The following is a 12254-nucleotide window of genomic DNA, read 5'->3' on the forward strand; positions in this document are numbered from 1 at the left end:
ATCGAGTGGTCTCAATTAAAAGTGCTTGCTGTACAACATCAGCTTTGCAAAGGGAGTGATTTAACGTGCTTTATGGGTCTCGATCTCTTTTGCCCATTCAAGTACGCGTTTACGTTGGCCACGGCTACTGAGTCGGTCTGTATCAACGCTAGCCGGAATAAGCTGGTGATTGGGCGATGCGTCTAGATCAAGGTTAAACGAACGCGAGGCGCCAGTGGGCATATCTTCAGATCCGTAAATTGCAATGACACGAATTTCGAGTTGTATATTCTGCTCATGGAGCAGGCTGTCATCAATTTCCCAATACTCTTTAACCTGATTCACAATGTCGCCAAACGACTGAATGTTAAGATAATCGCCTGACGCTAGCGGACCTTGATGTGTGCGATAGCTGGCTTCCTGCTGTTCACTACCTCTTTGCTGATACTCAACGACATCAAGAGAATAACTTTGTTTTTGAGTATGTAGTACCGCTACAAGGTGTTGAACATAGATCGCTTCGCTGCTCATATTGCTGATTAAACAGATTGCATCTACTCCAGTGCCTTTACCGCGATTGATAATTACGCGAGGGCGACGCTGGCGGACATAGCCGTTATAAAGCAACTGGGCGTAAAAAACCCATACGAAAAGGGTGCAAATACTCGCGATGGCTGAAATTGCCTGGGCGTTATCGTTGAGCCATTCCATTATGTGAGATCCTTCTCATAGCTATTGGAGGTTGTCGTAGCGATAGTCTTGGCGTTTGCCGCCCAGTGTTGGGTCATCGACCAACATCATATTAGTTATTTAGACAGAGACTAGCGTAAAAATGGAGCCAGGTCAGCCTGTTAAAGGTTGGATAAGGCAGTAAATTACAAGCACGCAAAAAAATGGCAATGAGCCATTGATTATTCAAAACGGAAAATAAGCTTGCTAGAAGGGTCGCTCAATAGTGCCGAGATTAGGCTGAATTGAGGCAATCTTAAAAATAGAGGATATAAACTAACAGCATGAAAACTAACAAGTAATTGGTGCGGATGGGGAGACTCGAACTCCCACACCTTACGGCACTAGAACCTAAATCTAGCGTGTCTACCAATTCCACCACATCCGCTAAGACGAGGCGTATATTATCAACTCTGTGTTAGAAGTCAATCATGAATTTGATATTAATCCTTTGGTTGCGGAGAAAGCATGGTTCTAAAACGGTTGTGGCAGCGGGGGAGTCATTGGGTCAAGCAGGCCATGCCAGGTTATTGCGCCTTTTGTCTGGCACCGGCTTTGGCGGGGAGGGGCTGGTGTACAGCCTGTTTGGTCGAGCTGCCCTGGAACCTGCATGCTTGCAAGCAGTGCGGCGACCCTGTTTTACACGGAGCGACGCTGTGCGGGCACTGCTTAATAGATCAGCCGGCATTTTCTGCCACGCAGTCCGGGTTGCTGTACCAGGGGCCTATTAAGCAGTTGGTACATGATTTTAAATTTCATGCATCGACGCGCTCGGGCACACTTTTAGCTGAATTAATGTTGCTTACACCACCTACCGACTTAGGAGACACTCTGTTATCGGTGCCCATGCACCCAGCTCATGCGCGTAATCGAGGGTTTAATCAATCGCAGTGGTTAGCAGAAAGGCTGAGCCAGCAATGTGAGGTGCCCATGTTCATGGCAGCAAGGCGTATAAAAGATGCTCCCTCTCAGCGAACCCTGAACCGCCGCCAGCGGGTTGCCAATTTGGCGGGGGCGTTTGTATTTGAATTCCCACCACCCGCGCATGTGTTGATAGTCGATGATGTGGTTACCACTGGCTCGACGGGGCATGCATTGGCGCGAGCCGCGCTGGAGGCAGGCGCTGAGCGTGTGGATATTTGGGCGGCCGCCCGGACACCCCTAGGTAAGGATTGATAGAATAGCGCTTTTGCTGCCCCAACAGTTTGTTTGCCAACCCAGGAGTGACCGATGTCACACCCGTTTAGCTCGCTTTCGCCCGACCTAGTAATGTCTGCAGTAGAGTCGATTGATGTTTGGCCAGCAGGCGAGCCTTTTGCACTGAATAGCTATGAAAATCGTGTGCTCATGTTTCGCGATGACGACGGCAAAAACTGGATTGTTAAATTTTATCGCCCTGACCGCTGGTCAGACGCGGCGATTCAGGAGGAGCATGATTTTTTACAGGAGCTTGTTCAACATCATGTGCCCGTAGTGGCGCCTTGGCGTGATAAAACGGGAGTCTCGTTACACTATTTTAAAGCCTATCGATTTGCGCTGTTTCCCCATTGCCCAGGTCAAGCGCCAGAGCTCGATAACCCGTCGCACTTATTTGCCATGGGGGAAGTGTTGGGACAATTGCACAAAGTGTCGGCCAAAAAAACTTTTCAGCACCGGCCACGGTTAGAAATGACGAGTGGTATTTTGGATGCCCAGCAGCGAGTTCTAGCTAGTGATTGTATGAATCCCCATCAGCGCCGAGCCTATGACCGTGTGATTGAAAAGGTGCATCAGCAGCTTGTAAAACATAAGCTTCCCGCCAGCAGCATGATTCGCTGCCACGGTGACTGCCATTTGGGTAATGTGCTGGGCCGTGACGAGCAGTTTACGCTGGTCGATTTTGACGATTGCATCACGGCACCGGCCATTCAGGATATCTGGATGTTACTGCCCACCGATGACCCTCAAGGCTGGCAATCCTATTTAAGCGAAATTACCGAAGGATATGAGGAGTCATACCCATTTCCTACTGAGCAGATGTCCTTGATAGAGCCACTGAGAAGCTATCGCCTGATCAGGCACTCCGCGTGGCTTGTCTCCCGTTGGGACGATCCTGCTTTTCCTCGCGCCTTTCCCTGGCTGGCGGATAGCGGCTATTGGGATCAACATATCCGCCAGTTAGAGCAGCAGTGCCTTCAGTTAGAGCATCCACGCTGGCTGGCATAGACCGCGCTATGAAATGCCAACGAAAAGATTACTCAACTTCAGGATCGGCGTCTTCGCGTGGTATGGGGTTCGCGACACCTTCGCCATTTGCCTGCTGACGTTGCTGATTAAGCTCTTCAGAAGGGTTGTCTAGCTCTTCAATCTCAACCGCTTGATCTAAGGTGAGAAGAAAAGTCTGGCCTGGTGAGAGCTTACATGGAGAGCCTTCGCAGGCAATGCCGTACTGACCATCTTCTGCATAGGCGCTGGCGCTGAACTCACCCGTGAAAATATCACTGTCAGCGTCGTGCGTTTCGATACACGTGGCTTCTTGCGTCGTGACACGAATACGCTCATCCGCTAATTGAGCATTGCCCACGATAACGCAGTATTCAGGCAGCGAGTTTGAGGCCCCTGGTGCCTGAGTGGGGTGCAGCAAAATATCGCTCAGCCGCGTTTGGTCGGAGGAAAAGGTAAGCTCCTCAACAACCTCAACGCCGACAGTGGCTTCATTAGGCAGTGAAAGTGTTGCGTCGGCAGCTGCAGCATAAAGTGGCGCAGCAAATAAAGGGGCCACGAGGGCGGTTACCCAAAAAAACGTTGGCTTATATGACATGGCGAACTCTCATGGTGGGCGCCTGCAATAAAGGCGGTAAAATTAACACGATTTATCATATCACAGGCCCCTGGGTTGCAAAGTGAACGACGCGGCACTCTGCCACAGGTGACCTAGGTGCTGTAAAATACTCTTTTTGCTTAATAATCGTTGTGCAGATTTTTTTAAAAGTATACCTTTTGTGTAAGTTGGTCGAAGTGGCCGTAGGATAGAGTTGCTCTACAAAAACGGCTTTATTTACATACACAAAAGGATATTGAATTAAGTGACCGCCGGGACGCGATTGCGAACAGCTATTGATGAGGTTAAATATGTACGATGATATCGCCGAGCACTATCGCCAGATAATTTCCGCACTTGGCGAAGATCCCACTCGCGAAGGGTTAAGAGACACACCGAAGCGTGCCGCCAAAGCTATGCAGTTTTTGAATGCGGGCTACACTCAGTCGTTAGACGACATCATTAATGGCGCAGTATTTGAGTCGCAAACGGATGAAATGGTGTTAGTAAAAGACATTGAGTTGTACTCAATGTGTGAACACCATTTATTGCCTTTTATCGGCAAGTGTCATATTGCTTATCTTCCCAATGGCAAAGTGCTAGGGCTATCTAAGTTTGCCCGAATTGTTGATATGTTTGCCCGCCGTATGCAGATTCAAGAGAACCTGACTCGCCAGATCGCTGATGCCGTTCAGGAAGTAACGCAGGCCAAGGGCGTTGCTGTGGTCATTGAGGCGCGTCACCTCTGCATGATGATGCGTGGTGTGGAGAAACAAAACTCCAGCATGACATCATCGGTAATGTTGGGTGGTTTTCGCAGTAATCAGGCGACCCGCCAAGAATTCTTAATGCTCATAAACTGAGTTTTTCAATCTTTATTGGCTGTCAATGAACGCCGTAAACTTGGTCTAAAGGGGTGTTTCGTCTTAGCATGAAGTGGTTAATGAGCCTATAAGACCATCATTTTGGTCAGGAGTCTGTCATGGAAGCGCTTAAAGAAACACAGCTATATTGCCCCTTTGCCTATATTGACGGCAGTTGGGTGGCGGCAGATAGCGGTGAGCAGATCACCGTACTAAACCCGGCAACCGGCGAAGCGATTGGCGATATTCCCCGCTTGGGAAAAGTTGAGACGGAACGGGCAATTGACGCCGCGGACGCAGCACTGCCGGCGTGGCGTGCTCTCACCGCTCAGGAACGAGCGGATTTACTGCTGAAATGGCACGACCTGATGATGGAGCATCAACAGGATCTTGCCATGCTGATGACTTATGAGCAGGGTAAACCGCTCAAAGAAGCCGCAGGTGAAATTGCCTATGCGGCCAGTTTTCTACGCTGGTTTGCCGAAGAGGCGCGGCGTGTTTATGGTGAAACCATTCCTGCGGCTAAAGCCAATCAGCGTATCGTTGTCACTAAACAACCGGTGGGCGTTGTCGTGGCGATTACCCCTTGGAATTTCCCAGCAGCGATGATCACTCGTAAAGCCGGTGCGGCGTTAGCCGCGGGCTGCACGATAGTGGTCAAACCCGCTAGTCAGACACCGTTTTCAGCCACCGCGCTGGCGCTGCTGGCCGAACGTGCCGGTATTCCTCGCGGTGTCTTTAACGTAGTGCCTGGTAGCGCTAGCGATATTGCCCAAGCGATGACCCAATCGCCCAAAGTGCGCAAGATTACCTTCACCGGTTCCACCGAAGTGGGTCGCAAGCTGATGGCCCAAGCGGCGGAGCATATCCAGAAAATTTCGCTGGAGTTGGGCGGCAATGCCCCCTTTATCGTCTTCGAAGATGCTGACTTAGACGCAGCCGTAGAAGGCGCCATGGCCGCTAAATTCCGTAATGCCGGGCAAACCTGTGTTTGCACTAATCGTTTTCTGGTTCAATCCAGTGTGATTAACGCCTTTTGTGAAAAGTTGGCGGTCGCGATGAACAGCGAGCTCCATGTCGGCGATGGCACCAAGCCGAATATCAATATTGGGCCGCTCATCGATGGAAATGCGGTTAAGAAAGTCAGCGAACATGTACAGGATGCAATCGATAATGGGGCTGAGCTGTTGTTAGGTGGTCATCCTCATCCGCTGGGCGGCAATTTCTTTACGCCTACGCTGATCAGTTTTGCCACAGACAAGATGAAAGTGGCCCACGAAGAAACCTTTGGTCCACTCGCTGCTGTCTTTCCGTTTGATGATGAAGAGACCGCCATTGAGATGGCGAACGATACCCAGTATGGCTTGGCTTCCTATTTCTACTCCCGTGATCTATCGCGCGTATGGCGAGTGGCCGAGGCGCTGGAGTACGGTATGGTGGGGATTAATACCGGCGCTATTTCCAATGCTGCTGCGCCGTTTGGGGGTGTCAAAGCCTCAGGTTTGGGCCGTGAGGGTGGTCATCAGGGATTGGAAGAGTACCTTGAAACCAAGTATCTATGTATTGATCTTGGCTAAGTCACTGCCTTGCACTTTTAGGCGATAGCTGTTTAAAAGCCCCCCTTAGCGAGCTGCTGATGGGGGCTTTTTTTACGGCGTCAGTCTAATGCCGATAGCGTGGCTAAACGAAGCGGCTGAGCTTAGTGACGGAAGTGACGCATGCCGGTGAACACCATGGCAATGCCGGCCTCGTTGGCAGCGTCAATCACTTCCTGGTCACGCATGGAGCCACCAGGTTGAATCACGGCAGTAATGCCAGCAGCGGCTGCGGCATCAATGCCATCGCGGAACGGGAAGAAGGCGTCAGATGCCATTACTGACCCAGGCACCGAAAGACCTTCGTCTGCGGCCTTAATGCCTGCTATTTTAGCCGAGTAAACGCGGCTCATTTGGCCTGCGCCAACGCCCACCGTTTGGCCATCTTTGGCATACACAATGGCGTTGGACTTAACGAATTTAGCGACTCGCCAGGCAAAAGCCAGATCACGCAGCTCTTGCTCACTGGGCGCGCGCTGGCTGACGACGGTCAAGTCGTCGCGGGTGACCATTGCGTCATCGCGCTCTTGCACCAGTAAACCGCCGTTGACACGCTTAAAGTCCAGCGCAGGCTTCTGCTCGCCGGGCCAGTGGGCGCTGACGTCCAGTAAGCGTACGTTTTGCTTATTAGCCACGATAGCAGCGGCTTCATCGCTAACGCCGGGGGCAATAATTACCTCGACAAACTGTCGGTCAATTATCGCCTGAGCTGTTTCGGTGTCCAGCGGTGTATTGAAGGCGATAATGCCACCAAAGGCACTGGTAGGGTCGGTGGCAAACGCTTTGTCGTAAGCGGCTAAGGTGGTTTCGCCAATAGCGACGCCGCAGGGGTTGGCGTGCTTAACAATCACGCAGGCCGTCTCTTTGAAGGCTTTTACGCATTCAAGCGCGGCGTCGGTATCGGCGACATTGTTATATGAGAGCGGTTTGCCTTGGAGCATTTTGGCGGTAGCGACACTAGGCTCACTCGCCTGGGGATCAACGTAAAAGGCTGCCTGCTGATGGGGGTTTTCGCCGTACCGCATGTCCTGCTTTTTATCCAGCTGCAGGTTAAAAGTGCGGGGAAAGGTTTCATCGGCAGCCGTGACTTTGCGACCTAGGTAGTCAGCAATCGCGCCGTCGTAGCCAGCGGTATGCTCAAACGCTTTAACCGCTAAATCGAAGCGCGTAGCGCTACTGACTTGGCCATCTTGCGCGGCCAGCTCGCCCAGTACTCGCGCGTAGTCACTGCTATTGACCACGATAGTGGTGTAAGCGTGGTTTTTGGCGCAGGCGCGAACCATGGTGGGGCCGCCGATATCGATATTCTCGATGGCATCTTCCAGCGTGCAGTCAGGCTTGGCAACCGTGGCGGCAAATGGGTAGAGATTAACCACCACCATGTCGATCGGGGTAATGTCATTTTCGGCCATGACCGCATCATCCTGACCGCGACGCGCCAAAATGCCGCCATGAATTTTCGGATGTAGCGTTTTAACCCGGCCATCCATAATTTCGGGGAAGCCGGTGTGTTCGGATACTTCTTTCACTGCAATAGCATTTTCTTTCAGTAAGCGAAAAGTGCCGCCAGTGGATAGCAGTTCAACGCCGTGATCAGTAAGGCCGCGGGCGAATTCTACAATGCCGGTTTTGTCAGAAACGCTCAACAGAGCGCGGCGGACGGGGGTGGCGTTACTGTCAGTCAAGGTAGGATTATCAGCCATGAGAATGCTCGTGTGCAGAGTCGAGAATTGAAAAACAACAACGCCCCATGATTATGGGGCGTCACCTTCGATAAGTCCGTATTGCTTGAGTTTTTTGCGCAGGGTGCCGCGGTTCAAGCCGAGTACCTCAGCTGCCCGGGTCTGGTTACCTTCAGTGTGTTCCAATACACAGGCCAGCAGGGGCGCTTCTACTTCGGCCATCACCATGGCGTAAAGATCGGTAGCCTGGCTGCCATCTAAATGCTCAAAGTAGCGGCGCATAGCCGTTTCTACAACTTCCCGAAGCGGCTGTGGTGGTGAGCTTGCGGCAGGATCCGCTAACGTGCCCGCCAAATGGGAGTAGCTCGCGCTGCCGGCATCGCTGGAGTAGCTCTCGCTTGAATAGTTGTCGCTAGATAGAAGATCGCGTTCGGTCATGCAGCATAGCTTCCTTTGGCTAGCAAACGTGTGGCGGCGCCGGGGGCCATCACGTCGTTGATCCAATCAAATTGCGTTTCAGGTGACGCTAACGCATTGAACTGCTGCTTAAGCGCGCGCTGTTGGGGGTGCGAAAAGCGTGGGTCGTCGCTGATATACCAGCCAACATGCTTGCGTGCGATACGCACACCCATGGTCGAGCCATAAAACTCATGCAACGCCTCTACATGCCCTTGCAGCACTTGGCCGCGCTCAACAAGGCTGGGCAGCGCCATTCGCTCTCCATGCTGCAAGTAGTGGCTGATCTGTTGAAAGATCCATGGGTTGCCTTGAGCGCCACGGCCTACCATCACTGCATCCGCGCCGGTATAAGTGAGTACCTCGGCGGCTTTTTCCGGACTTGTTATGTCGCCGTTGGCTATTACCGGTATTGAAAGGTGAGATTTGATCTCAGCAATCGTGTCGTACTCAGCCTGACCAGTATAGCGCTGCTGGCGGTGTCTGCCATGTATGGCGAGAGCTTGAATGCCTGCTGACTCAGCTAAGCGGGCAATCCGCAGGGCGTTGTTAGTCTCGGCGCACCAGCCGGTGCGGATTTTCAGAGTAACGGGAATATCGACCGCTGATACCACAGCGTCGAGAATCTCAGCAACCAGCGCTTCATCACGTAGAAGTGCTGACCCAGCGGCTTTGTTGCATACTTTTTTGGCGGGACAGCCCATATTGATATCGATAATCTGCGCCCCCAGCTCAGCATTCAGCCGCGCTGCCTCGGCCAGCATTTCGGCGTCGCCTCCAGCGATTTGCACCACGCGTGGGTCGGGTTCACCTCGGTGATCCATGCGCAGCTGCGATTTGCGCGTATGCCAAAGGCTAGGGTCGGCCGTGACCATTTCACCCACGACCCAGCCAGCTCCAAGCCTGCGACATAGCTGGCGAAAAGGGCGGTCGGTCACGCCTGCCATTGGCGCAAGAATTACCTTATTGGGTAACACGTAGCGGCCAATGCTGGCTGGTTTCGTCGTTAAGGTCATGGCGTCTGGCTTTATGTGTACTGGGCTAGCGCGAGTAGGCGTTTCAAGGGGGCGTATGATACGCCTACTCGGTGATGGGGTGAAGGCCGGTTGCCGCTTTAACGCGGTCGTTGGCCGTTAAGACGCACCCAGCCTTCGCGAATAACGGGTTCATCCATTGCGATTCCTTGTGCAGCATAGGCTTCATAAACATCATTTGCCTGGTTGGCAAGAATGCCTGATAGCGCTATACGGCCGCCGGGGGCGACGTGTCCGGCAATCATTGGTGCCAGCTCAACCAGCGGCCCCGCTAAAATGTTGGCGGTTACAACAGGGTAGTCACCGCTATCGCTTAACTGCTCAGGGTAGTAGAGAGTTAAATCCGCCTCGGCAATACCGTTACGTTCGGCGTTGTCACGACTGGCCTGCAGCGCCTGAGGGTCAATGTCGGTGGCATCAGCATGGTTAGCGCCCAGCTTGAGCGCGGCGATAGCGAGTATGCCGGAGCCGCAGCCCACGTCCAGCACTGTCTGCTGGGCTAAGTGCCCAGCCACGGCCAGCTCATCCAGCCACTCAAGGCACAGGGCTGTGGTCGGGTGCGTGCCTGTACCAAAGGCCAAGCCCGGGTCGAGAATCAAGTTAACGGCGTCGGCATGGGGCGGTTCGTGCCAGCTTGGTACGATCCACAGCCGCTGGCCCATCTGCAGCGGTGTGAAATCGTCCATCCACTCCCGCTCCCAGTCCCGGTCAGCCAATAGTTCATACTCGATGGTAGGGCAGGGTTCCCCCGGCATCTGTTCGGACCAGGCGGCCTCAATACGCTCCAGCATGCTTTCGACGCCCTCTAGGTCATCGTAAAGGCCGGTTAGGATGGTGTCTTCCCATAGCGGTGTTGTGCCACGTTCTGGCTCAAATACCGGATCATCGTGAGCATCCTGTAGGCCAATGGCTGTCGCTCCCTCCTCAAGCAGCAGCTCTTCGAGGAACTCTGCTTGTTCGGGGGCGACATGGGCTTTAAGTTGAAGCCAAGGCATGGAGAGTCTCCGCAGGACGAAATAAAAACAAATACAGTAAAGACGCATTCAGTAAAGACAACGACGGGGTGGACATGGCCACCCCGTTGGGCATCGCACTAAGCACTGAAAAGCATTTGAACGCTATTAGCTGCTGAGCTTCTTTTCCAGATAGTGGATGTTGACGCCACCTTGACGGAAATAGCTATCGCGAACCAAATCTTTTTGCAGATCGATATTGGTTTTAATGCCTTCCACCAACAGTTCATCGAGTGCATTGCGCATGCGCGTCAAGGCTATTTCACGGTCGGCTCCCCAGGTAATCAGTTTGCCGATCAGAGAGTCATAGTGTGGCGGCACGGTGTAGCCTGTGTAGAGGTGCGAGTCCATACGGACACCCAGGCCGCCCGGTGCATGAAACAGCGTTACCTTGCCAGGGGAAGGCATAAAGGTGCGTGAGTCTTCAGCGTTGATCCGGCACTCGAAGGAGTGGCCATTAAGCTGCACATCTTCCTGGCGAATCGACAGCGGTAGCCCCGAGGCAATTCGTAGCTGCTCTTTCACGATATCGACGCCGGTGACCATTTCGGTCACAGGGTGCTCTACTTGAACGCGGGTATTCATCTCAATGAAGAAATACTCACCGTCTTCGTACAAGAACTCAAAGGTGCCTGCGCCACGGTAATTGATCTTAATACACGCTTGGCGGCACGCTTCAAGCACTTGGGCGCGGGCTTCTGGGTCTAGGCCTGGCGCGGGGGCTTCTTCGAGTACTTTCTGGTGACGACGTTGTAGAGAACAATCGCGGTCATAAAGGTGGATAGCGTTGCCCTGACCATCAGCAAGTATCTGAACTTCGACGTGGCGTGGTTTTTCGAGGAATTTCTCCATGTAAACCGTGCCGTCACCAAAGGCGGCGTGGGCTTCAGTGCGCGTAACGGTGATTGCCGAAAGTAGATGGCCTTCGGTGTGTACCACACGCATACCACGGCCACCACCACCGGAGGCTGCCTTAATGATCACCGGATAGCCAATGCGACGTGCAGTGGCTAAATTGGTCGCATCATCGTCACCCAACGGGCCGTCTGAGCCTGGCACTGTGGGAACGCCCGCTTCCTTCATCGACTGGATAGCACTGACTTTATCGCCCATCAGGCGAATTGTCTCAGCGCGGGGGCCAATAAAGGTAAAACCCGAGCGCTCAACCTGTTCGGCAAAGTTGGCGTTTTCAGACAAAAAGCCGTAACCGGGGTGAATAGCGGTCGAATCAGTGACTTCGGCCGCACTGATCAGGGCCGGGATATTTAAGTAAGACTGCGCTGAGGAGGCCGGTCCGATACACACGGCTTCATCCGCCAGGCGAACATGCATGAGTTCACGATCAGCTTTGGAGTGTACCGCTACGGTTTTAATGCCCAGTTCTTTACAGGCCCGTAGGATACGGAGGGCAATCTCGCCGCGGTTGGCGATAAGTACCTTGTCCAGCATGGGAGAGTCCACCCGTGTTGAAAATGAAGGATTAAGCGATGACGATCATAGGTTGATCGAATTCGACCGGCTCACCATCTTCTACCAGGATGGCTTCCACCACGCCGTCGCGGTCAGCTTCAATCTGGTTCATCATTTTCATGGCTTCAATAATGCAAATGGTATCGCCTTGCTTGACACTATCACCCACTTCCACAAATGACTTGGCGCCTGGAGCAGGGCTGCGATAGAAAGTGCCTACCATCGGAGAGTTGACTGCTTCACCACGGTAGCTTGCGCCCTGAGGCTCAGCTTCCGCTGCAGGTGCTGAGGCAGGAGCAGGGGCTGCTGGGTAGCCAGGCTGCGGTGCGTACTGCGGCATAGACTGTGGCTGCCACGACGCGCCATTAGGGTGGCGGCTAATGCGAACTGACTCTTCACCTTCCTGAATTTCAATCTCGCTAATATTGGATTCTTCGAGCAGTTCGATTAGTTTCTTAACTTTGCGGATATCCATGGCATAGCCCCATCAATGTCATAAAATTAGATTATGAGAAATCGTCACATAGCAAGCTGACCTTAGTCAGGCGTTGTGCGGCACTTATTTAAGCGCAGTAAACCAGATTTAAAAATGAAGAGAACGCTGCATGTTAGCGAACGTTACCCTGTTCTCAC

General features: G+C 52.9%; 12 protein-coding genes and 1 tRNA gene. 4 read left to right on the forward strand and 9 right to left on the reverse strand.

The window, feature by feature from the left end:
* Positions 1-60: 60 nt before the first annotated feature.
* Both AC5TBW_RS08180 and AC5TBW_RS08185 read right to left on the reverse strand, forming a co-directional pair.
* Entirely contained in the window at positions 61-690 is a 630-nt protein-coding gene (locus tag AC5TBW_RS08180) for a hypothetical protein (protein WP_495511577.1), read from the reverse strand.
* A 321-nt stretch (positions 691-1011) separates the two neighbouring features.
* A tRNA-Leu gene (locus tag AC5TBW_RS08185) sits at positions 1012-1096 on the reverse strand.
* Positions 1097-1176: 80 nt separating this feature from the next.
* Here AC5TBW_RS08185 and AC5TBW_RS08190 point away from each other — a divergent pair.
* The gene (locus AC5TBW_RS08190) at positions 1177-1884 is read left to right on the forward strand and encodes a ComFC family protein (RefSeq protein WP_495511578.1); all 708 of its coding nucleotides are present in this window, start codon (positions 1177-1179) and stop codon (positions 1882-1884) included.
* 54 nt (positions 1885-1938) lie between these two features.
* The gene (locus AC5TBW_RS08195) at positions 1939-2913 is read left to right on the forward strand and encodes a serine/threonine protein kinase (RefSeq protein ID WP_495511579.1); all 975 of its coding nucleotides are present in this window, start codon (positions 1939-1941) and stop codon (positions 2911-2913) included.
* Between the two features lie 28 nt (positions 2914-2941).
* Here the strand turns inward: AC5TBW_RS08195 and AC5TBW_RS08200 are convergent, their stop codons facing one another.
* Positions 2942-3508, reverse strand: coding sequence for a hypothetical protein (locus AC5TBW_RS08200; protein ID WP_495511580.1), 567 nt, complete (start codon positions 3506-3508; stop codon positions 2942-2944).
* Positions 3509-3819: 311 nt separating this feature from the next.
* On the opposite strand from AC5TBW_RS08200, the gene folE reads away from it, so the two are divergent.
* Both folE and AC5TBW_RS08210 read left to right on the forward strand, forming a co-directional pair.
* Positions 3820-4371, forward strand: coding sequence for a GTP cyclohydrolase I FolE (gene folE / locus AC5TBW_RS08205; RefSeq protein WP_495511581.1), 552 nt, complete (start codon positions 3820-3822; stop codon positions 4369-4371).
* Positions 4372-4490: 119 nt separating this feature from the next.
* Positions 4491-5948 (forward strand): NAD-dependent succinate-semialdehyde dehydrogenase, encoded by a 1458-nt coding sequence (locus AC5TBW_RS08210; RefSeq protein WP_495511582.1) that lies wholly within the window; start codon positions 4491-4493, stop codon positions 5946-5948.
* A 122-nt stretch (positions 5949-6070) separates the two neighbouring features.
* On the opposite strand, the gene purH is transcribed toward AC5TBW_RS08210, so the two are convergent.
* From purH to accB, 6 genes are all read right to left on the reverse strand, one after another.
* Positions 6071-7669, reverse strand: coding sequence for a bifunctional phosphoribosylaminoimidazolecarboxamide formyltransferase/IMP cyclohydrolase (gene purH, locus AC5TBW_RS08215; RefSeq protein ID WP_495511583.1), 1599 nt, complete (start codon positions 7667-7669; stop codon positions 6071-6073).
* Between the two features lie 51 nt (positions 7670-7720).
* On the reverse strand, positions 7721-8086 hold the full coding sequence (fis, locus tag AC5TBW_RS08220; protein WP_495511584.1) for a DNA-binding transcriptional regulator Fis: 366 nt from the start codon (positions 8084-8086) through the stop codon (positions 7721-7723).
* Positions 8083-9120, reverse strand: coding sequence for a tRNA dihydrouridine synthase DusB (gene dusB, locus AC5TBW_RS08225; RefSeq protein WP_495511585.1), 1038 nt, complete (start codon positions 9118-9120; stop codon positions 8083-8085). The genes fis and dusB overlap by 4 nt, the downstream gene beginning before the upstream one ends.
* Before the next feature lie 98 nt (positions 9121-9218).
* Positions 9219-10133 carry a 50S ribosomal protein L11 methyltransferase gene (gene prmA, locus AC5TBW_RS08230; protein WP_495511586.1) on the reverse strand — a complete coding sequence of 305 codons (915 nt, stop codon included), beginning with the start codon at positions 10131-10133 and terminating at the stop codon, positions 9219-9221.
* A 126-nt stretch (positions 10134-10259) separates the two neighbouring features.
* The gene (gene accC / locus AC5TBW_RS08235; protein ID WP_495511587.1) at positions 10260-11600 is read right to left on the reverse strand and encodes an acetyl-CoA carboxylase biotin carboxylase subunit; all 1341 of its coding nucleotides are present in this window, start codon (positions 11598-11600) and stop codon (positions 10260-10262) included.
* Between the two features lie 31 nt (positions 11601-11631).
* A complete protein-coding gene (gene accB / locus AC5TBW_RS08240; RefSeq protein WP_495511588.1) occupies positions 11632-12096 on the reverse strand; it encodes an acetyl-CoA carboxylase biotin carboxyl carrier protein in 465 nt (154 codons plus the stop codon).
* Positions 12097-12254 lie beyond the last annotated feature (158 nt).

Source organism: Vreelandella sp. ssv (assembly GCF_059448525.1).